This is a genomic window from Candidatus Pelagibacter sp. Uisw_094 (assembly GCF_047729535.1).
In the GTDB taxonomy this organism is placed as follows: domain Bacteria; phylum Pseudomonadota; class Alphaproteobacteria; order Pelagibacterales; family Pelagibacteraceae; genus Pelagibacter.
Genome location: NZ_CP159823.1, coordinates 892430 through 911940, shown reverse-complemented (window position 1 = coordinate 911940; position 19511 = coordinate 892430). Strand labels below are relative to the sequence as shown.

Here is a 19511-nt window from a genome sequence, read left to right as displayed (position 1 = left end):
TTTAAAATAGACCTTCAATTTCACCATCTTTATTTAGCTTAATAGAGTCTGCTGCTGGAATTCTTGGTAGTCCAGGCATAGTCATAACAGCACCACATATCACAACAATAAACTCTGCTCCTGAAGAGAGTTTAATTTCTCTAATTGGCAAAGCATGACCTGTTGGTGCGCCTTTTAAGCTTGGGTCTGTTGAAAAGCTGTATTGTGTTTTTGCAATACAAATTGGAAAATCTCCATAACCCGCATTTTCAAAGCTTTTTAATTGATCTCTAATTTTAGTATCAGCAATAACCTCATCTGCTCTATAAATTTCTTTTGCAATTGTTTCTATTTTTTTAAATAGAGGAGTTTTACTTTCATATAAAAATTTGAATTTATCTTCGTTTTTCTCACATAATTCAGCAACATGGTTTGCAAGCTCTTTCGTACCTTCACCACCATTTGCCCAGTGGGTACAGAGACTTGCTTTAACACCAATAGTGTCACAAAATTCTATTAAAGCCTTTACTTCATTATCTGTATCTTTAATAAAATGATTAACAGCTATTGCAACCGGTAAACCAAATTTTTTAACATTTTCCACATGTCTTTGAAGATTAACTAAACCTTTTTTTAAAGCTTCTACATTTTCTGTTTTAAGATCATCTTTTGCTACACCACCGTGCATTTTTAAAGCTCTAATAGTTGCAACAATTACAACGCAGCTAGGTTTTAAATCTGACTTTCTGCATTTAATATCAAGAAATTTTTCTGCACCAAGGTCTGCACCGAATCCTGCTTCTGTTACAACATAGTCAGCAAGTTTTAGCCCAGTCTTTGTTGCAATTACAGAATTACAACCATGTGCAATATTAGCAAAAGGTCCACCATGAATAATTGCAGGATTGTTTTCTAAAGTTTGAGTAACATTAGGTCTAATAGCATCTTTTAATAATACAGTCATTGGACCGTGTGCTTTTAAGTCTTTAGCGTAAACTGGTTTTTTATCTCTAGTATAGGCAATTGTAATATTTCCTATTCTCTTTTCTAAATCTTCTAAATCATTTGATAAGCAAAAGATTGCCATGATTTCAGATGCAACAGTTATATCAAAACCATCTTCTCTTGGAAAACCATTTGCAACTCCACCTAAGTTTATATTTATAGATCTTAAAGAACGATCGTTCATATCCATCACTCTTTTCCAAACAATTCTTCTAACATCAATATCTAATTTATTTCCCCAATAGATATGATTATCGATTAATGCTGACAACAAATTATGAGCTGATGTTATTGCGTGAAAATCTCCAGTAAAATGTAAATTAATTTGTTCCATTGGAACTACCTGAGCATAACCACCACCGGCTGCTCCACCTTTCATCCCAAAAGAAGGCCCAAGGCTTGGTTCTCTTAAACAAACAATCGATTTTTTTCCAATTTTATTTAATCCGTCATTTAAACCAACTGAAGTTGTAGTTTTACCCTCACCAGCTGGAGTAGGAGTGATCGCTGTAACTAGTATAAGTTTTCCATTTGGTTTATCTTTTAAAGTATCTAAATATTCTAAATTAATCTTTGCAATGTGTCTGCCCATTGGGCTAAAAGCTGAACTTTCATCTGGTACATTTATCTTGGCTAAAATATCATTTATAGGTTGCATTTTAGCTTCTCTAGCTATTTGAATGTCTGACTTAACTTCGCTCATTTGAAACTCCTATAAGATTTATTTTTTAATGCTCAATTGATATCCTATTTTAATTTTTTGGAAACTTCTAAAAAATATATATAAAAAAAATAAGAACTATTTATATTCGTTTGTATAAAATTATCTTATGCAAAAATATTCTATATTTAATTTGATCAAAAATGCTTTCTCCGGTCATCAAAAATGGGACCTAGCCTGGAAAGATGCTACTCCAAAAAAAGAGTATGATGTTGTCATAATTGGTGGTGGAGGCCATGGCCTAGCTACTGCATATTATCTCGCAAAAGAACATAATATTACGAACGTAGCTATCATTGAAAAAGGATGGCTTGGTGGTGGAAATATGGGAAGAAATACTACAATCATTAGATCAAATTATATGCACGATGATAATGCATTATTTAGCGAGTTTGGAATGGATCTGTGGAGAAAGATGAGCCAGGATTTAAATTACAATGTAATGTTTTCTCCAAGAGGTATTATTAACCTTGCACACTCAGATGCTCAAATGAATGTTTTTGCAAGAAGAGGAAACTCAATGCGTTTAAATGGTATTGACGCAGTTTTGTTAAATAGAGAAGAAGTTAAAGAAATAATTCCAATGGCAGATTTTTCAGACAATGTAAGATTTCCTATATTTGGTGGATTAATGCAGCCAAGCGCTGGAACAGCAAGACATGATGCTGTTGCATGGGGTTATGCACGTCAAGCAGATTCAATGGGTGTAGATATAATTCAAAACTGTGAGGTAACAGGTTTTGATGTTGTAGGTGGAAAAATTCAAGGAGTAAGAACTTCACGAGGAGATATTAAAGTTAAGAAAATTGGTTTGTGTGTTGCAGGTAGTACAAATATTTTAGCTGAAAAACTAAATATGACAATACCAGTAGAAACTCATCTTCTTCAAGCGTGTGTTACAGAACCTGTGAAACCTGTGTTAGATAGTGTGGTTACTTTTGGAGCAGGACATTTTTATATAAGCCAATCTGATAAAGGTGAAATGGTAATGGGGGGAGATTTGGATGGCTATAATAGTTATGCGCAAAGAGGAAATTTACCAACACTCCAACATGTATTAACAGAAGGAATCGCAATGATGCCTTTTTTAAGTAAATTAAAAATGCTTAGAACATGGGGTGGGATAATGGATATGTCTATGGATGGTTCACCTATTATTGATAAGACTCATATTGAAGGATTATATTTAAATTGTGGTTGGTGTTATGGTGGATTTAAAGCCACACCAGCTTCAGGATGGACATTTGCTCACACAATTGCAGAAGATAGAGTTCACAAATTAAATGAAGGTTATAGTTTGAGTAGATTTAATACAGGTCACTTACTTGATGAAAAAGGACTTGGAACAAAGACTTGGATTTCATAAATGCTGCATATTAAATGCCCTCACTGTGGGATGAGATCTCAAAATGAATTTTCATATGGTGGCGATGCAACTGTTAAAAGACCAGAGCTTAATAAGGAAGTTTCAGATCAAGATTGGGATAACTTTGTCTATAATAGAAAAAGCTTAAGGGGAAAACACAAAGAGCTATGGCAACATATATCAGGATGCAGACAGTGGATTAAAGTAGAAAGAGACACCGCAACTCACGAAATATTTAAAACAGCTAAAGCTAACGAAGATATTTAAAATGACTCAAAATTATAGACTAGATAATATTGGATTAATAAATAGAGATAAAAAAATCTCATTTAAATTTAATGGAGTAACTTACTTTGGTTATGAGGGTGACACCTTAGCATCAGCATTACTTGCTAATGGAGTTCATTTAATTGGAAGAAGCTTTAAATATCATAGACCCAGAGGCTTTTTTGGTGCAGGGGTGGATGAACCATACGCAATTGTTCAGTTATACAGAAATAATGAAACTGAGCCAAATGTAAAAACTACAGAGCAAGAACTCTTTGAAGGTTTGGAAGCAACAAGTGTTAATTGTTGGCCTAGTGTAAATTTTGATATTGGAGCAATTAATAATTTTTTAAAGATATTTCTTCCAGCAGGATTTTATTACAAAACTTTCATGTGGCCAAAAAGTTTTTGGTACAAAGTTTATGAACCATTTATAAGAAAAGCGGCAGGACTTGGGGTTGCATCAACTAAACATGATAAAGAAAGGTATGAACACAAATATGAGTATTGTGATTTACTAATTGCAGGTTCAGGACCTTCTGGTTTAGCAAGTGCATACGCTGCGGCTAAAAATGGAGCAAGGGTAATTTTAGCAGAAGATAAACCTAGATTTGGTGGAACTTTATTAACGAGTGAAGTTAATATTGGAAATCAAACAGGAAAAGAATGGGCAGAAAATATTATTTCTGAACTTAAAGAAATGCCTAATGTTATTGTTAAGAATAGATCTCAAGTATTTGGTTACTACGATCATAATATGTTAGTGATGTCAGAAAAATTAAGTGATCACCTACCTAAAACTAAAAGATATAATCCAAAACAAAGACTTTGGTATATTAGAGCTAAAGAAGTTTTAATCTCCTCAGGATCAATTGAAAGACCTTTAGTATTTGGGAACAATGACACACCAGGTGTGATGTTGTCTTCTGCAGCAAAGGAATATTTAAAAGTCTACGGAGTTTTAGTGGGTAAAAAACCTTTAATATTTACAAATAATGATAGTGGATATGAAACGGCTATAGAATTTAAAAAAAATGGTGTTGATCCTATTATTTTAGATACAAGAAAAGATCCTAAATCAGAAATTATAGATGAAGCAAAAAAATTAGATATTCAAATTAAATTTTCTTACGTAGTAGTTGCGGCAAAAGGTTATAAAAAAGTTAAATCTGCAGAAGTTGCCAAAATCTCAGATGATAAAAACGAATTAGGAACTTTAGAAACTATTAATTGTGATTGTATTTGTGTTTCAGGCTTTTGGACACCAACAATTCACTTAGCCTCTCAATCAGGAAATAAAACTACTTTTAATAAAGATATAGATGCATTTGTGCCAGGACTATCAAAACAAAATGAAACAACTTTAGGTGCAGCAAATGGAACTTTTACATTAGAAGAAACTTTAAAAAATTCATTTGATAGCGGATATGAACTTTCAAGAAAAATTACCAATAATGATAATAAAACATCATCACCAATAGTTATGGAAAAAAAATCAACTACACACGATAAATTTTGGTGTGTACCTTTGCCCAAAGGTAAATCATATAAAAGATTTTTAGATTTTCAAAATGATGTAGCTGTTTCTGATATAGAAATTGCACTAAAAGAGGGTTATCGATCTATTGAACATGTAAAAAGATACACGACACTGGGAATGGCTACTGACCAAGGAAAAACAAGTAATCTCAATGGTTTGCAACTAGTATCCAATATAGAAAACAAAATAGTACCAGAAGTAGGTCATACAACTTTTAGACCTCCTTATACACCAGTCACCATTGGAGCAATTGTTGGAAGAGAAATTGGCAAACATTCTAAACCAACAAGAAAATCACCGATGCACACTTGGCATGAAAAAAATTATGGAGTGTTTGTAGATGCGGGTGCTTGGTTGAGACCTAGATATTACAAAATTGGAAAAGAAACTCTATTTGAAGGTTCAAAAAGAGAAGCTAAAAATGTTAGAGCTAATGTAGGTGTGTGTGATGTAACTACTTTAGGTAAAATTGACATTAAAGGACCTGATGCTGCAGAATTATTAAATCGTGTTTATACTAATGCTTGGTTAAAGTTACCAGTTGGTAAAGCAAGATACGGTGTAATGTTAAGAGAAGATGGAATTGTTATGGATGACGGAACAACAACGAGAATTTCTGAAAACCATTACCATATGACAACAACAACAGCTCAAGCAGCAAATGTTTTGTCTCATCTTGAATATTATTTACAACTTGTATGGCCAGAACTAAATGTAAATGTAGTATCAACTACAGAGCAATGGGCTGGAGCAGCAATTGCAGGACCAAAATCTAGAGACTTATTACAAAAGCTATTTCCAAATATAGATACTTCAAACGAAGGCTTACCTTTTATGGGATATAAAGAAGCTGATTTATTTGGAGTTCATGCAAGAATTTTTAGAATTTCATTTTCAGGAGAACTTGCTTATGAAGTGAATGTTGAATCTGACAATGGAAACTTTATGTGGGAGAAAATAATGGAAGTAGGGCAAGAATTTAAAATTCAACCTTACGGCACTGAAGCATTATCAACTCTAAGAATTGAAATGGGTCACATTGCAGGATCAGAACTAGATGGCAGAACCATTCCATATGATAATTCTTTAGAAGGATTGGTTAGTAAAAAGAAAGACTTTATAGGAAAACGTTCTTTAGATAGAGAAGCTTTTGTTGCAGAAGATAGACAAAAAGTAGTAGGTGTTGTTCCAATTGATAAAAAAACAAGTATCCCTGAAGGATCACATTTGGTTAAAGATTCAAATGCTCCGATACCAAACCCTAAATTAGGATATATATCTGCGTCTTGTTGGAGTGTTGAATATGATAATCCATTTTCATTAGCAATTCTTAAGGATGGAAAAAATATGATAGGGCAAAAACTATTTGCAATGTCACCTCTTAAAAACAAAACAATACCTGTAGAGATAGTTTCATCACACTACGTAGATCCAAAGGGTGAAAGGGTAAGATCATGAGCTCAATTTCTGCTTTAAATGTCATCCATAACAAAGGATTATTTGGTGACCATGAGGGAAAAAATGATGATGAGCTGCTAAAAGTAAGTGAACTAAAAGATTTTTTAATCATTCAAATAGTTAAATATAAGAGTTCCTTAACAGCCATTGAAAGTATTAAGATAGACAATCTGAGCTTAAAAAATGAACCCCTAAACATAAACTGCAACACTAATACAAGAATTTTATGGAATGGCCCAAATAACTGGCTTTTAGTTTCTTCAAAAAAAGAAACTCTAAAAGAAATTAATGAAAAATTACTAGAAGCAGATTTTGCTATAACAAATATATCTCATAGTAGAGCAATAATTCAAATAGAGGGAAAAAATACAAAAGAGATATTAAAAAAAGGATGTCCTTTTAATTTTAATGAATTAAAAAAAGATACTTGTTTAAATTCAACTTATAACGGAATGTCTGTTACAATTGATATGTTAGACGACAATCCAGACAAAGTCAGAATATTCACTCTAAGAAGTTTTGGAGAATCTTTTTATCATTCTATTACCGATGCTTGCTTAGAGTTTGGCTACAAAGGTATTTAAAATTTATTGCTTTCTAGTTGCGATATAAACACCAAGAGTTGCTACGGCAAAACCTATTAGATCTAAATTATTTAATTTTTCATTTAAAAATAACCAAGCCATTATTGCTGTAGTTGGTGGTATTAAAAAAAATATAGAAACAGTTTTACTTGCTGAGTTGTTTTTAATTAAAAACATTAAGATTGTAAATGCTCCAAAAGATACAAGAAATATTTGGTGACTCATTGCTATTAAGAATGTGGATGTAAAATTAATATAAGGTTCACTAAAAATTAAAATAATTATTATATGAAAGGAACAGCCACCTATTGCTTGATACATGTTGCTGACAGACAAAGATAAATTGTTACTTATTTTTTTTTGCCATAAAGTTGATGTTGTAATTGCTAGTAGAGCCACAAAAGAAGCTATCACTCCAAAAACAGGAAGACTTGACCCAACATCAAAACCTAAAACCAAAGCGGCGCCTATAAATCCAAGGATTACTCCAATCCATTGTCCAAAAGTAACTTTTTCATTTAAAAATTTTCCTGCTAAAGCGTTAGTTAAAATTGGTTGTAAGGTAACAATTAATGCAGCAATACCCGTAGGCATTCCTATTGAAACTGAATAAAAAACACCCCCCAAATAAATACCATGAAAAAGCACACCACTAAAAAGTGATTGAAGAAGGTTTTTAGTATTGGTTGAAATTTTTTGTTTTGTATAAATTGAAAAAACATAGAAACCAAAAGCTACAACAAAAAATCGAAAGGCCAATGCTGCAAAGGGATCACTATTGTCTATTATTGGTTTTGTCGTTACAAAAGCTGAGGACCATAAAATAATAAAAATGAATGGAAAAATTTTAACCATACCGAGGTTATAAGTCATATTTTATTGCAATATTAGAGATTAATATCCAAAATGAACACTTTCTCTCTTGAGTTGTACCTATAAATACCTAGGATTAGGAAGGAGTATAATGATTTTAAATAAAATAATTGCCGGATTATTTTTGCTATTTTTTCTTAATGGTTGTGTGCAAAGTGCAGCTTTATTAGGACCAGTATTCACGTTAGCTAGTACTGGCAACATTTATCAAGCTGGTCTCTCATATGGATCTAATCAAGCAGTTAAAAAAATTACAGGAAAGTCAACTACTGAAAACATTAAAAGCTTTGTAGATGATAACAAAATAAAAGTTAAGGAAGAAGAAAACCATGAGGAGTTTTTTGCATTAGTAAAAAGTAGAATAGAAAAAACAAGTAAAATTATTCAATTAACTAATCAGTAATATCTAATAAAAGTTGTTCTGATTGCCCAGTTTCTTTACACCACAGCTCATAACTTTCGCACATTCTCCATAAAAAATCAAAAGCACGCTGAGAAATTTCAAGTGGAAAAGAACTTTTAGCGTAATATAACTCTGGATACTTTATTAGCTGTTTTACTGTGGCATCCTTTTGTACGTTTAAAAGTTTAATAGTTTCATCTGGTATCTTTTCTCCACTATCCTTATCAACAAATTTGTTATTTTTTAAATATTCAAACCAATCATCATGAAACTTACCACTGCTTATTTCTTCATATTTTTTTGTACCTATAAAACCCTCGATGGCATCTATGTTAGATATATCTAAATTATTTTTTTTAATATCAGCTATATCTTTATAAATAACTTCAGCTAAATAAATAACATAAGGTTTTTTGACTTTAGGAAGCATCTTTTATTTTCTATATTTTTCCATAGCGGCATTAGCCAATATTAAATTTGGATCTAAATATAGTTTTGACATTTTTACATTTTTCAATGATTTAAAGGCAAAGATAGCTATAGGTAGCTCTGTACAACCCAATATAATTTTCTTACAATTATTTTTAATTAAATAATTAATAGCTGGTTTAATAGATTTTTCAGCCAGTTTTATGTTCCCCATTTTGACATGCTTGATGGTTTTATTGACTGATTTTATTTGTAAATCATGGATAGGTGTAATTAATTTATAGTTATTTTTAAATAGTTTTTCATATATCTTTGTTTTTAACGTTCCTTCTGTAGCAAGAAGTCCAATCTTTGAATTCTTTTTATAAATTTTTTTAGTATGTGAAAAAACTTCTTTAGGCATATTTATGATGGGAATTCTTATTTTTTTTTTTAGATCTTCATACCAATAATGAGCCGTATTACAGGGTATGACAATAAATTTACAACCGCTTTTCTCGAGTGATCTGCAACCTTCAAGTAAGCTTTTAAGAACCTTATTATATTTTAAATTATTTTTTAAATTTCTAGGAAGGTCTGTAAACCTTTTAGTTTGAACACCAATTGACTCTGGTCTTCCAGGTATATCGGACTTATTGTAAAGCATGAAAAGAGGGTACTCTTGATCAATCTTACCTCTATTAAGCATGGCTAGCTTGTTGCAAAAATCAAGCCCAGCTTGTGTTCCCATTCCACCTAAAATTCCGATCATAATATTTGTAATTTTTAAAGATTTATTTTTTTTGAGTTTTTAAATTGCTTTATTTATACCTCTCATAAAAACTAATACCAAACAACCATTTTTACTAAAAGAAGAGTGTTTAGATCCAGGTTCGAAAGTCACAAAGTCACCTTTTTTAAAAACTTTACCATCTGGGTCAGTCAATTCTCCATCCATCATTAAAAACTCTTCATAACCTGTGTGAATGTGAGGAATGCCTTCTGCACCAGGTTCATATTTTAGAATAAAGGTTCCACCAGAATTTTTTTTTTCAAAACTAATATTGTACCAACTTAATCCTGGAATAACTTTTCCATAGTTATCAAAAGGTTTAAATACAACATTTTTTAAATCAGTTATTTTTCTTTTTTCCATATTGCATAATAATGATAATTATTTATGTTATGCAATATCTTTATGATAAATTTAAGGCATATAAACAAATTTTTGGTAATAGTTATCTTTAGTTTACTGCTATCTAGCCAATCCTTTGCAGACAAAAAATTTGAAAAAGATTTAAAAAAAATTTCTAAAGATAGTGGGTTCGTAGATAATTTGGGAAAGATTTATCCAATTGATGACATAACAGATAAAAAAAATACTTTAATAGTTGTTTATAATCACGGAAGTCAAAATGACCAAACTTTAGATAAATGTAATAAAAAATGGAATAAAGTACCCCCAATTATACTTAATTTGCATGATAAAAAAATAAATAATTTAAAAATCAAGATTTTAAAATTTTGTTCTGGTGTTAGGGGTTGGGATAAAAATCATCAGGATAAAATGGATGCACGTTATAAAAATAAAAAACAAAAAGAATTTTTAAACATAATTAAAACTGATGGTGACAAAATTAAATTTGAAGCACAAAAACAATTTGTTAAACAAAAATTGATTAATCAAAAAATTGATAATTTAATAAATCTTGGATTCAATAATATTATTCTTGTTGGCCATTCAGCTGGCGGTTGGGCATCGATTACTTTAAAGTCTCAATTTCCAAAAAAGATTGGTGCTGTCATTGCTATTAATCCTGCATTCTCTGGAAAATTTAGCAATAGAAAAAATTGGCCTTTTTGGGCAATCATAAGAGAGTATGGTGTTAGTCAAATAGATATACCAAATTTAAAAAATACAATGGTTTATGTGCATGATAAAGATGAGTGGGAAACATCAGAATCTCTTTCTTTTTTAAATATAGATAATGTAAATTTTAAAAATATTAGTAAATCTAATTGTAAAGCAAAGTTGATTTTTGGCAAACATCACGGAATACCTTTAACCGAATGTTTTACAGAATCTGATGTTAATAAAAAAGAAATGATTAATTTCTTAGAGGGAATATTTTAAATTATATTTTGAGGGACTAATTGGTATTGGCTGAAATATTTAGCTAAATAATTAAAAAATTAATTTAATTAAAAAATCGCAGCCAATAGAAAGTGTGAATATTATGCAGTTTTTAAATTTACCGCTGAAGGACCTTTTGGACCATCTTCAACTTCAAAAGTCAAAGCTTGACCTTCATCTAAACCGTTCATACCAGCATCTCTAACAGCTGAAACGTGAACGAATACATCTTTTTCTTTATCTTCTCTTTCAATAAAACCAAAACCTTTAGTTGGATTGAACCATTTTACTTTTCCTTGTAGACTCATATTTATCTTCTTACTTTTTATTATGTTACTTTTATTACTTATAATTAAGTAATTCAGGCTTTGTTTAGATTTATTGAGGTTTTGTCAACTAAATTTGAAAGATTAAATAATTAAAGACTTATTTGTTGCTAATTAGCATAGTCATATAAATAGAGTTGATATCTTTTTTATAGTGGGAGAAGGGCTCACAGAGCTCAAAACCACACTTATTAAATAATTTTCTAGCAGTTAAAAAGAAGTCACCAGCACCAGTTTCTAAACTTAATCTTTTAATATTAAGTTTTTTTGCCTCATTAATTAGATGATTTATGATTTTTGTACCATTTCCATTGCCTCTAAAGTTGTCACTAACCCTTATAGATTTGAATTCACCATGTTCTTTATTTAGGAATTTTAATGCACCGCTACCCATTAAGTCACTTTCTTCCCATAAGCTCCAAAATTTAATAGTTGGATCTTTTAATCCAGCTATATCAAGTACGTGAGCACTCCCCTCAGGTGATACGGATCTTAACTCAATGAAATGCTTGATGAGAAATTCATGAACTTCTGGATTATCAAAATTTCCTTCAATTGATTTTAACATTTGGGCAATATCTACTTAAGAAGGGTTGTTAGGTGTCCCATTTTTCTTTTTTGTTTAATTTCTTTTTTAAGATAATCAAAGAAAAATTCATTTTCATTGTGTTCTTTATTTCTATAATTAGTAATTTGGTCACCAATTATATTTGTCATCATTGCATTTGATATTTTTTTAAGAGGTATTTGCTCTAATTTACAAACAGCTCTTACATGATTTTCAAATTGACTTACATTATATGCATTAATTGTTAGATGCCCTGAGTTATGAACTCTTGGTGCAATTTCATTTACATAAAGATTATCATTCCTATCAATGAAAAACTCAACACACAAAGTTCCAACATATTTTAATTCTTCAGAAATTTGAGTTGCCCATAGTTTTGACTGTTCTAATATTTTATCACTAATCTCTGCTGGAATTTTAGAGTTTTTCAAAATTTGATCTTCATGTACATTTTCAATAGGTTCATAAATTTCATATTTTTGATCATTAAAACGAGTAATAATTATTGATATTTCTTTTTTTAATTTTACTAATTTTTCTAAAATATAACCTTTTGAATAATCAACATCAATTGAATCTAAATTTTCTAAACTACTAATGGGGTGTTGTCCTTTGCCATCATATCCTAGTGTTGTAGTTTTAAGTATTCCAGGTAATAAGTCTTCAACCAATTCCATGTCAGATTTTTTTTCAATAGATACATATCTTGTAGTTCTTATATTAAGATTATTGATAAAATCTTTTTCTGCTAATCTATGTTGAATTATTCTATTTACTGAAGGCTTTGGTAAAACAGGTTTTATCTTATTAATTTCATTTAATGTTTCATAGGGAATGTTTTCAAATTCATAAGTTACAACATCAACTTTACTCAAAAACTCATTAATCTTATTTTTATCATTATATTCACCGTGTACAAAATCATTAGAAAAATTTTGCGCAGGGGCATCAATATCATCACAAAAAATAACTGTTTTAATTTCAAGTTTATTTGCAGCAATAGCAAGCATACTACCTAACTGACCTCCACCTATAATTCCAAGAATTGGTTTAGACATATTTTAAAACTATTTTGGTTTTTTTTTAACAGATTTGCTTTGACTTAAACGAAACTGGTTTAATTTTTTTTTGACAGTTAAATCACTAAGACTAATAATAGATGCAGCTAATAAGGCAGCATTAATTGCGCCATCTTCTCCAATTGCTAATGTTCCAACAGGTATTCCTTTTGGCATTTGTGCAATGGATAAAAGGCTATCAAGGCCCTTAAGCTTTTTGCTTTCAATTGGAACTCCTAGTACCGGTAGAGATGTAAGAGCTGAAATCATTCCTGGTAAATGTGCAGATCCACCAGCCCCAGCAATAATTACCGCGATACCATTCTTTTCTGCATTAATAGCAAATTCATACATTCTATTAGGGGTTCTATGAGCTGATATTATTTTTGTTTCAAATTTTATATTTAATTTTTTAAGAATATTTTGACAAAATATCATGGTTTTGTAGTCAGATTGACTACCCATAACAATTGATACTTTGTTTAATTTATTTTTAGCCATTTGTTGTAATTTTATTCTAACGTAAATTGTTATTTCAAATTAAGCCTAAAATTTCAATAAAATTAATAGAATTTATCTATCTTATTGATATTCTTTAAAACAAAGAAGATCACAATGAATTTTAAAATTGATAATTTACAATATTGTAACTGGTCTAGAGAAATTTTTCAGATCAATAAACAAGCAGGACTGGATGCAATCCATGTAACTATTGTTTACCACGAAGATTTTGATGAGTTAAAAAAGGTATTAAAAAACTGGGAAAATCACTTTTCAGAAAATTCTGACTTAATTTTTCACGGCAAAAGTTTTAAAGATATTGAAAAAGCTAAATCTGAAAATAAAACTGCAGTTTTTTTTGGTTTTCAAAATTGTTCACCTATAGAAGACGATATTGGATTAGTTGAAAAAGTTTATGATTTAGGATGCAGGTTTATGCAACTTACTTATAACAATCAGTCATTACTAGCGACAGGATGTTATGAGGCAATAGATAGTGGGGTTACTAATTTTGGTAAAGAGGTGATTAAAGAAATGAATAGACTAGGGCTTGTAATAGACATGTCTCATTCAGCAGAAAAAAGTACAATTGATGCAATTGAGATAAGTAAAAAACCAATTGCAATAACTCATGCAAACCCATCATTTTGGCATCCAGCTAAGAGAAATAAATCAAATGAATTATTAAAAATTTTATCTGAACATAAAGGAATGTTGGGTCTATCTTTATATCCTCATCATTTAAAAGATGGAACAGATTGCTCTCTAGAAAGCTTTTGTGAAATGACAGCTAAGACAGCTGAGATTATGGGAGTTGAAAAAATTGGAATAGGTTCGGATCTTTGTTTAAACCAACCAGATACTATTGTTGAGTGGATGAGAAATGGTACTTGGACTAAAAGTAAAAATTATGGAGAAGGGTCAAAAAATAAACCTGGTTTTCCAAAACAACCAGATTGGTTTTTAGATGCAAGAGGGTTTGAAAACTTAGAAGCAGGACTTAAAAAAGTTGGTTTTTCAGAAAGTGAAGTTAATGGAATTCTTGGAAACAACTGGTACAATTTTTATAAAGAGATGAACCAATGAATATTGCCTTAAGAGACCCCAATGTAGTAATGAAATTATCAAGACTAGGGTCTTTTCATCAATCTAAACTTTCATTTTTAAGAAGTTTTTTAAAAGAGTTTAAGGATTGGGATTATAAAAGAGATTTATTTGAATTAAATGAGCATGGTTATGGCACAGCGGTTTATTCATTTAAGAAAAAAAATAGAGTGTATTCATTAATTTGTTTTGCAAACGAATTGAATGAAAATGAAAGATCAGACAGGGTTATAGCTACTAAATGGGATGCAGCCTTTACGCTTTTTGACGGTGTACCAAAAAAACAAGATATTGAAAGATTAAAAAACGAAGTACCAAAACAAGAATTTGGTAGACTTTCTTATAAGGAGTTGACCCTTTCAAGAGCCAATAAATCAGTTAGAGTTTTCAATCATGTGGTTGAATGTTTAAGTGAAGGTAAGCAGCCTGATAATGACTTAATAACTAGTGTTGGTTATTTATATAGAACCACAGCAGTTTATGGGTCAGGTAAATTCGGCTTAGCAGATAGGTTTAGAATTAAAGATAGAGAAGAAATATACGGGCCTTTTAGATTGGAAATGATGTTAGTTTATTTAGTTAGGCAATTTACTTTTGATCAAGTTAATCACGTTGCAAAAAACAAGAACCCAAAAAAAGCTGTAAGTCTTGATATTAATATTTGTAAAAGCTTAGGAATAGGAAACTCTACAGGGTTAGGAATGGCTCCATTTATTGTTAATCATCCAACTCTTTTAAATAATTGGATTTCAGCAAGAGAGATTTCTTTAAAAAAAATAAGAGAGATAAAAACAATATCAGAAAAAGATAAAAACTTATTTTTAGAATGTTTAAAAAAATCAATAAAGAATATCACTTCTTGGAATACAGAAAGTGAGTATCAAATAAATAAAATTAAATCTTTATTAAAAGATCTTAATGAATTTATTATCCACTTAGATAACGATTTTAATTTTGAGCAAGATTATGCTTTTAATGAATTATATTTGCATTTAGAAAAAGAATATTGTGAAGAATGTATTGAGTATGTTGTCTCAATGATGATGGAGCCATATGACGATATAACGTCTCCGTTAATTAAAGAAATGAGTTCTGAAGAAGAAAAATATTTTAATATTCCAACAGAGCGTACGGTAGAAGATTTAAAGCTAATTTTAGAAAAAAAATATCCAGATATTCTAACTATAGATTTTACTAAAGATGAAAATAATTTAAATTTTTGGTTTATTTCAAAAAACAAAGAAGAGCCAAGACTAGCAAATAGATTTGATGAAGTGGGCGCTGAGTTAGAGCAACCTTTGGCAATAGCAAGGGATATTAAAAAACTTTATGAATTGTTATCGGTTACTAAAAATAGCTGGACCATTGCTAAATTTTTATCAACGAACAATGAATTAAGACACGTTGTTAGAAGAGCATTTATAGTAGAGAAATTTCCTTATTCTGAAATACAAGACAATACTATTGGCCAAAAAATAATGCCTATTGATATGCTGAGGTTAAAGTTATCATTTTTTGGAGCTTTAAAATTTGATCCACGTTCTGATAAATGGTTAAGAATATGCATGTTTCAAGGAGCACCCTTACCAGAGCAATTAAAAAACTATGATGAACATTGGGTTTATAATTAATCAATATGAGATCATTAAGTGAAATAGATACAGTTTCTAAAAGATCGAGCAAGGCTGCTGGATATTCATGGGGGATTGCTGAAGAGATTGGAAAAAATATAAGATTACTTGAGATTTTTAGCTTACCTGGAATTAAAAACTTAAATAGTTTTTTTAAGAAAAAAAAAGAATTAAGGTTAGAGAGTATCAGTATCATAAAGCAAGACAATGAGGCCAATAAAAATGAATATTGTCCAATAATTGCAGGAGTAAATTTTTTAGATCAGATTAAAACTTTAGAAACGTTAAACGAGATAACGTTTAAAAAAGTCTCATATCCATTACTTTTCTTACCATTTGTAAGTAGGGCAGCAGAGGTGATTGGTAAAAGAATATTCTTAAAAATGGATGATAGGGAATTTTTATTAAATTTTAATAACAATATTTATTCAAATTATACTAAAAACGAAATCATCGAAACTGCTGAAAATATTTACTTAAAGGTTTTAGAAAATAGAGACTCGTTTGAAGAAAAGGAATGGAATGAACTCTATAAGCTTTCAGAAGAAACTTTTGTTGAAGAAAATGAAAGCCTAAAACAAGGTGGAGCAGGAGCTGGTCTTACTGATAATGACTAAAGACTTTGATGATCAAACTAATAATGATGAAGAAGTTCTTCAATTAGATAATATTTGTGAAGAGTGCAAAAAAGAAGACGAAAGTGTTTCTCAAAATTTAATTTTAACAGGATTTAAAACCTGCAATTCTTGTAAACTTTCAAAAACTATATTTCCAATTTAACTAATATTGCTAATGGGTAGAGCATTCATTTTGCTCATTACAAAAGATATTGAAAGAAAAGCAATTATTAGAAAAGCTAAAAAGACTATTCCAAATGATTTAAAATTAGACTTTAAATTTAAAACTTCTTTTGTTGAGATTATTAAACTAGCAAATATCCAAAACTGAGTTAGAAATATTATTGGGATCATTAAATCTGGTGTTACAGCAAAAAATCTTAAAAGACCTGGCGCATGAGCAAAGCCTACAGCTGTTAATACTTTTTTAAATGAAACTTTAGTTTCTTTATCTGGAAATAATTTACACCAACACATAAAAAAAAAGGCCAAAAGGGTTAAACCAGACATTGCTACAGCAGTTTTAATAACAGTATTTGCAGCAACAGCCCCAGCTAAGCCATCTAATATCATTATAAGGCCTGCAAAATATATTGCAGCTTCACCAAAGTTCTTATTATCTTTGTAAAGAGTTTTATCTAATTTAATAGACCGAACAATTATATTTAAAAATTGACCAAACATTATTTATTTTTTTCTATTCTTCTGCGCTTTGTAAGAAACAAATAGTGGAAAGAGTATTAAAGCAATTACTATTATTATGCAAACTACGATTAGGAATGTTTTTGTCATTATTAGTGGGGGAGAATAAACCTCCCCCAAATAATTAATTTAACCTTTAACAACTTCTCTTGTGTTTGCGTTATAAGATTCTGTAAATGGAATGTCCACTACAACTGCATCAACAGGTGTTCCTGGTGTGTCAGAATATTTAGCAGGTAAGTGAACTTTGTACTTAGTTCCAACTTTACCTTTAGGGAAACCATTAGCATTTAATGTTCCTTCAAATGGTACATATCCCATTGCTATATTTTGACCTTTTTCAGGGTGATACCAAGGTGATGTAATAAATCCTACAGGATCTCCACCACTCTCAGGTGACACTAACCAAAAATCAGGAGCATATTCTTCAATTGGTTTTCCACCCAACTCAAGACCTACTAACTGAAGTTTGTAAGGTTTTTTCCCATCCTTAAGCTCTGCGCCCATTTTCTCTAGTGCAGCTTTACCAACATAGTCAGCTTTTTTATCCCACTCACCTTTACCAGATAGTGAAACTTGATAACCAAGGTTACACTGGAAAGGATTGTGTTGTTGATCCATGTCTTGTCCCCAAGAAAGAATTCCAGCTTGAATTCTTCTGTGGTGAGCAGGAGCAATAACCATTAGGCTATGTTTTTTACCTGCAGCAAGAACAGCATTCCACATATCATCAGCATATTTAGTTGCTTCTCTTAAGTAGATTTCATATCCAGCTTCACCTGAGAAACCAGATTGTGAAATCACACAACTTCTGCCGCCAACTTTAACTTCAGCTAAGCCATAGAAAGGCATATTGTCAAAATCAACTTGATCTCCACAAAGGTCTTTCATTAAAGCTTTTGATTTAGGACCTTGAATTTGCACTGGGCAAACGTCAATTTCTTCAACTGTACAATCAAATCTTCCATCAGCATTAACACCTTGAAGATACATTCCAATATCAGAGTCTGATAAAGAGAACCAAAATTCATCTTTTGAAATTCTAAGAAGAATAGGATCATTTAAAACTCCACCATAAGCATTGCATAAAATTACATATCTTGCTCTCATTGGTGAGATTTTAGTTGCATCTCTAGTTATAACGTAGTCAGTAAACTTTTCTGCATCAGGACCTTTAACTCTAATTTGTCTTTCAACAGCAACGTTCCACATTGTAACGTGATTTTTAATTGCTTCATATTCAACCATAGCTCCACCATCTTCAGGTTTTACATAACCTCTTGGGTGATAAATACGATTGTAAACAGTTGCTCTCCAACAACCAGCTTCCATTGATAGATGCCAGTATGGAGATTTTCTTACTCTCGTTGAAATTAACATTTCAACTTTTGTAGGCCCACTTTGTCTTAAGTTGTATGGTACTTCACGATCTGATTGATCAACTGAAGTAGCATGATTTAGTTTAGTATAGTCAAATTCATTAGACATAACCGTTCTCCTTCAACCACTTGTTAGTTTCCTTCAAGCCGCCGAATGTATAAATGTGGAAGTTGCCAGTAAACTCTTTCACTTTCCCAATTAATTCATTAGGGTCTTTAGGTTTCAATAAATCTAATGCCTTACTAAAATTAGACTTAAGAAAATTTATAGAATTTTTCGCCCCGACAATATTAGCAAATTTAATCAAGCTAGTTATTTTCATTGGCCCAGTAATTCCTACATGCACTGGTACTGACTGCTTAGAAATGAAATCTACGATAGGTTGACTCTCTAATAACCACTGGGTCACTATATAGTCGGCGTAAGGTTTTTTATCTATCATAGCCTTTTCTAATTCCTTATCAGAAATATCCTGACTTCCCTCTGGATGTCCTGCTATTCCTATTTTAATTCCATCAAAAAATCCTGTCTCTAAAATTTGAATTGAACTATCAAATTTTCCAACTGGCTCTCTACTTCCTCCAATAACTAATGCTTGTTTAACACCCACATCTTTACATCTTGCAATGTAATCTTTAAGCTGAGTATCATCCATAATTGATCGTGCTGGAAAATGTGGAACTGGATTAAATCCTTTTTTAACTAGCTCATCTGACTGGTCAGCTGTCTCTTTATAATCTCCTCCTGGAAGCATAGTTACATAAACATCCTTAACGGGAGGCAATGTATCAAGATCTGTTTGAGGTCCAACCTCAAGTGAAAAATTCATTTTTCCCGATGATTATCTTTTTTGTAAATGCTGTCAAAGAAATTCATCCTGTGGACA

At 30.9% G+C, this 19511-nt stretch carries 22 protein-coding genes; 10 read left to right on the top strand and 12 right to left on the bottom strand.

Annotated elements, in window-relative coordinates:
• Position 1 precedes the first annotated feature (1 nt).
• Positions 2 to 1687, bottom strand: coding sequence for a formate--tetrahydrofolate ligase (locus ABXT72_RS05070; protein WP_415277879.1), 1686 nt, complete (start codon positions 1685 to 1687; stop codon positions 2 to 4).
• Between the two features lie 127 nt (positions 1688 to 1814).
• Here ABXT72_RS05070 and ABXT72_RS05065 point away from each other — a divergent pair, with 127 nt between their 5' ends.
• The 4 genes from ABXT72_RS05065 to ABXT72_RS05050 are packed head-to-tail and all read left to right on the top strand — an operon-like array spanning position 1815 to position 6920.
• A complete protein-coding gene (locus tag ABXT72_RS05065) occupies positions 1815 to 3071 on the top strand; it encodes a sarcosine oxidase subunit beta family protein (RefSeq protein WP_415277878.1) in 1257 nt (418 codons plus the stop codon).
• Positions 3072 to 3338: a sarcosine oxidase subunit delta gene (locus tag ABXT72_RS05060; RefSeq protein WP_168607344.1), complete on the top strand. Its 267-nt coding sequence runs from the start codon at positions 3072 to 3074 to the stop codon at positions 3336 to 3338.
• Between the two features lies 1 nt (position 3339).
• A complete protein-coding gene (locus tag ABXT72_RS05055; RefSeq protein WP_415277877.1) occupies positions 3340 to 6336 on the top strand; it encodes a sarcosine oxidase subunit alpha family protein in 2997 nt (998 codons plus the stop codon).
• Entirely contained in the window at positions 6333 to 6920 is a 588-nt protein-coding gene (locus tag ABXT72_RS05050) for a sarcosine oxidase (protein ID WP_415277876.1), read from the top strand. The genes ABXT72_RS05055 and ABXT72_RS05050 overlap by 4 nt, the downstream gene beginning before the upstream one ends.
• A gap of 3 nt (positions 6921 to 6923) precedes the next feature.
• Here ABXT72_RS05050 and ABXT72_RS05045 read toward each other — a convergent pair whose 3' ends face one another.
• Positions 6924 to 7775: a DMT family transporter gene (locus tag ABXT72_RS05045; RefSeq protein ID WP_415277875.1), complete on the bottom strand. Its 852-nt coding sequence runs from the start codon at positions 7773 to 7775 to the stop codon at positions 6924 to 6926.
• 109 nt (positions 7776 to 7884) lie between these two features.
• Here ABXT72_RS05045 and ABXT72_RS05040 point away from each other — a divergent pair, with 109 nt between their 5' ends.
• Positions 7885 to 8196 (top strand): hypothetical protein, encoded by a 312-nt coding sequence (locus tag ABXT72_RS05040; RefSeq protein ID WP_415277874.1) that lies wholly within the window; start codon positions 7885 to 7887, stop codon positions 8194 to 8196.
• Here the strand turns inward: ABXT72_RS05040 and ABXT72_RS05035 are convergent.
• Genes ABXT72_RS05035 through ABXT72_RS05025 form a run of 3 tightly spaced genes read right to left on the bottom strand, consistent with a single transcriptional unit; the run spans position 8186 to position 9760 of the window.
• Positions 8186 to 8626 (bottom strand): hypothetical protein, encoded by a 441-nt coding sequence (locus ABXT72_RS05035; protein WP_415277873.1) that lies wholly within the window; start codon positions 8624 to 8626, stop codon positions 8186 to 8188. The genes ABXT72_RS05040 and ABXT72_RS05035 overlap by 11 nt on opposite strands.
• Positions 8627 to 8629: 3 nt before the next feature.
• The gene (locus tag ABXT72_RS05030; protein WP_415277872.1) at positions 8630 to 9376 is read right to left on the bottom strand and encodes an aspartate/glutamate racemase family protein; all 747 of its coding nucleotides are present in this window, start codon (positions 9374 to 9376) and stop codon (positions 8630 to 8632) included.
• Positions 9377 to 9415: 39 nt separating this feature from the next.
• Positions 9416 to 9760: a cupin domain-containing protein gene (locus ABXT72_RS05025; protein WP_415277871.1), complete on the bottom strand. Its 345-nt coding sequence runs from the start codon at positions 9758 to 9760 to the stop codon at positions 9416 to 9418.
• A 42-nt stretch (positions 9761 to 9802) separates the two neighbouring features.
• Between ABXT72_RS05025 and ABXT72_RS05020 the strand changes: the two genes are divergently transcribed.
• Entirely contained in the window at positions 9803 to 10738 is a 936-nt protein-coding gene (locus tag ABXT72_RS05020; RefSeq protein WP_415277870.1) for a hypothetical protein, read from the top strand.
• 101 nt (positions 10739 to 10839) lie between these two features.
• Here the strand turns inward: ABXT72_RS05020 and ABXT72_RS05015 are convergent, their stop codons facing one another.
• The 4 genes from ABXT72_RS05015 to purE all read right to left on the bottom strand — a co-directional run bounded on the left by ABXT72_RS05015 (position 10840) and on the right by purE (position 13191).
• The gene (locus ABXT72_RS05015) at positions 10840 to 11046 is read right to left on the bottom strand and encodes a cold-shock protein (RefSeq protein ID WP_006998008.1); all 207 of its coding nucleotides are present in this window, start codon (positions 11044 to 11046) and stop codon (positions 10840 to 10842) included.
• Between the two features lie 118 nt (positions 11047 to 11164).
• Positions 11165 to 11632: a GNAT family N-acetyltransferase gene (locus ABXT72_RS05010; protein ID WP_415277869.1), complete on the bottom strand. Its 468-nt coding sequence runs from the start codon at positions 11630 to 11632 to the stop codon at positions 11165 to 11167.
• 11 nt (positions 11633 to 11643) lie between these two features.
• Positions 11644 to 12690 (bottom strand): 5-(carboxyamino)imidazole ribonucleotide synthase, encoded by a 1047-nt coding sequence (locus ABXT72_RS05005; RefSeq protein WP_415277868.1) that lies wholly within the window; start codon positions 12688 to 12690, stop codon positions 11644 to 11646.
• A gap of 9 nt (positions 12691 to 12699) precedes the next feature.
• Positions 12700 to 13191, bottom strand: coding sequence for a 5-(carboxyamino)imidazole ribonucleotide mutase (purE, locus tag ABXT72_RS05000; RefSeq protein WP_415277867.1), 492 nt, complete (start codon positions 13189 to 13191; stop codon positions 12700 to 12702).
• 114 nt (positions 13192 to 13305) lie between these two features.
• Here purE and ABXT72_RS04995 point away from each other — a divergent pair, with 114 nt between their 5' ends.
• Genes ABXT72_RS04995 through ABXT72_RS04980 form a run of 4 tightly spaced genes read left to right on the top strand, consistent with a single transcriptional unit; the run spans position 13306 to position 16706 of the window.
• Positions 13306 to 14277: a membrane dipeptidase gene (locus tag ABXT72_RS04995; RefSeq protein WP_415277866.1), complete on the top strand. Its 972-nt coding sequence runs from the start codon at positions 13306 to 13308 to the stop codon at positions 14275 to 14277.
• The gene (locus tag ABXT72_RS04990) at positions 14274 to 15926 is read left to right on the top strand and encodes a hypothetical protein (RefSeq protein ID WP_415277865.1); all 1653 of its coding nucleotides are present in this window, start codon (positions 14274 to 14276) and stop codon (positions 15924 to 15926) included. Before ABXT72_RS04995 ends, ABXT72_RS04990 begins: the two co-directional genes overlap by 4 nt.
• Positions 15927 to 15931: 5 nt before the next feature.
• Positions 15932 to 16543, top strand: coding sequence for a DUF3726 domain-containing protein (locus ABXT72_RS04985; protein WP_415277864.1), 612 nt, complete (start codon positions 15932 to 15934; stop codon positions 16541 to 16543).
• Positions 16536 to 16706, top strand: a complete 171-nt coding sequence (locus tag ABXT72_RS04980; RefSeq protein WP_415277863.1) for a hypothetical protein — start codon at positions 16536 to 16538, stop codon at positions 16704 to 16706. The genes ABXT72_RS04985 and ABXT72_RS04980 overlap by 8 nt, the downstream gene beginning before the upstream one ends.
• Here the strand turns inward: ABXT72_RS04980 and ABXT72_RS04975 are convergent.
• The 3 genes from ABXT72_RS04975 to ABXT72_RS04965 form a co-directional block, all read right to left on the bottom strand.
• The gene (locus ABXT72_RS04975; RefSeq protein ID WP_415277862.1) at positions 16703 to 17227 is read right to left on the bottom strand and encodes a hypothetical protein; all 525 of its coding nucleotides are present in this window, start codon (positions 17225 to 17227) and stop codon (positions 16703 to 16705) included. The genes ABXT72_RS04980 and ABXT72_RS04975 overlap by 4 nt on opposite strands.
• A 147-nt stretch (positions 17228 to 17374) precedes the next feature.
• Positions 17375 to 18733 carry a glycine cleavage T C-terminal barrel domain-containing protein gene (locus tag ABXT72_RS04970; protein ID WP_415277861.1) on the bottom strand — a complete coding sequence of 453 codons (1359 nt, stop codon included), beginning with the start codon at positions 18731 to 18733 and terminating at the stop codon, positions 17375 to 17377.
• The gene (locus ABXT72_RS04965) at positions 18726 to 19454 is read right to left on the bottom strand and encodes a methylenetetrahydrofolate reductase (RefSeq protein WP_415277860.1); all 729 of its coding nucleotides are present in this window, start codon (positions 19452 to 19454) and stop codon (positions 18726 to 18728) included. The genes ABXT72_RS04970 and ABXT72_RS04965 overlap by 8 nt, the downstream gene beginning before the upstream one ends.
• Positions 19455 to 19511: the final 57 nt, after the last annotated feature.

What these genes read in the sequence shown, in the direction of transcription:
- ABXT72_RS05070 (WP_415277879.1), bottom strand. Translation starts at nt 1,687, where the DNA reads ATGAGCGAAGTTAAGTCAGACATTCAAATAGCTAGAGAAGCTAAAATG.
- ABXT72_RS05065 (WP_415277878.1), top strand. Translation starts at nt 1,815, where the DNA reads ATGCAAAAATATTCTATATTTAATTTGATCAAAAATGCTTTCTCCGGT.
- ABXT72_RS05060 (WP_168607344.1), top strand. Translation starts at nt 3,072, where the DNA reads ATGCTGCATATTAAATGCCCTCACTGTGGGATGAGATCTCAAAATGAA.
- ABXT72_RS05055 (WP_415277877.1), top strand. Translation starts at nt 3,340, where the DNA reads ATGACTCAAAATTATAGACTAGATAATATTGGATTAATAAATAGAGAT.
- ABXT72_RS05050 (WP_415277876.1), top strand. Translation starts at nt 6,333, where the DNA reads ATGAGCTCAATTTCTGCTTTAAATGTCATCCATAACAAAGGATTATTT.
- ABXT72_RS05045 (WP_415277875.1), bottom strand. Translation starts at nt 7,775, where the DNA reads ATGGTTAAAATTTTTCCATTCATTTTTATTATTTTATGGTCCTCAGCT.
- ABXT72_RS05040 (WP_415277874.1), top strand. Translation starts at nt 7,885, where the DNA reads ATGATTTTAAATAAAATAATTGCCGGATTATTTTTGCTATTTTTTCTT.
- ABXT72_RS05035 (WP_415277873.1), bottom strand. Translation starts at nt 8,626, where the DNA reads ATGCTTCCTAAAGTCAAAAAACCTTATGTTATTTATTTAGCTGAAGTT.
- ABXT72_RS05030 (WP_415277872.1), bottom strand. Translation starts at nt 9,376, where the DNA reads ATGATCGGAATTTTAGGTGGAATGGGAACACAAGCTGGGCTTGATTTT.
- ABXT72_RS05025 (WP_415277871.1), bottom strand. Translation starts at nt 9,760, where the DNA reads ATGGAAAAAAGAAAAATAACTGATTTAAAAAATGTTGTATTTAAACCT.
- ABXT72_RS05020 (WP_415277870.1), top strand. Translation starts at nt 9,803, where the DNA reads ATGATAAATTTAAGGCATATAAACAAATTTTTGGTAATAGTTATCTTT.
- ABXT72_RS05015 (WP_006998008.1), bottom strand. Translation starts at nt 11,046, where the DNA reads ATGAGTCTACAAGGAAAAGTAAAATGGTTCAATCCAACTAAAGGTTTT.
- ABXT72_RS05010 (WP_415277869.1), bottom strand. Translation starts at nt 11,632, where the DNA reads ATGTTAAAATCAATTGAAGGAAATTTTGATAATCCAGAAGTTCATGAA.
- ABXT72_RS05005 (WP_415277868.1), bottom strand. Translation starts at nt 12,690, where the DNA reads ATGTCTAAACCAATTCTTGGAATTATAGGTGGAGGTCAGTTAGGTAGT.
- purE (WP_415277867.1), bottom strand. Translation starts at nt 13,191, where the DNA reads ATGGCTAAAAATAAATTAAACAAAGTATCAATTGTTATGGGTAGTCAA.
- ABXT72_RS04995 (WP_415277866.1), top strand. Translation starts at nt 13,306, where the DNA reads ATGAATTTTAAAATTGATAATTTACAATATTGTAACTGGTCTAGAGAA.
- ABXT72_RS04990 (WP_415277865.1), top strand. Translation starts at nt 14,274, where the DNA reads ATGAATATTGCCTTAAGAGACCCCAATGTAGTAATGAAATTATCAAGA.
- ABXT72_RS04985 (WP_415277864.1), top strand. Translation starts at nt 15,932, where the DNA reads ATGAGATCATTAAGTGAAATAGATACAGTTTCTAAAAGATCGAGCAAG.
- ABXT72_RS04980 (WP_415277863.1), top strand. Translation starts at nt 16,536, where the DNA reads ATGACTAAAGACTTTGATGATCAAACTAATAATGATGAAGAAGTTCTT.
- ABXT72_RS04975 (WP_415277862.1), bottom strand. Translation starts at nt 17,227, where the DNA reads ATGTTTGGTCAATTTTTAAATATAATTGTTCGGTCTATTAAATTAGAT.
- ABXT72_RS04970 (WP_415277861.1), bottom strand. Translation starts at nt 18,733, where the DNA reads ATGTCTAATGAATTTGACTATACTAAACTAAATCATGCTACTTCAGTT.
- ABXT72_RS04965 (WP_415277860.1), bottom strand. Translation starts at nt 19,454, where the DNA reads ATGAATTTTTCACTTGAGGTTGGACCTCAAACAGATCTTGATACATTG.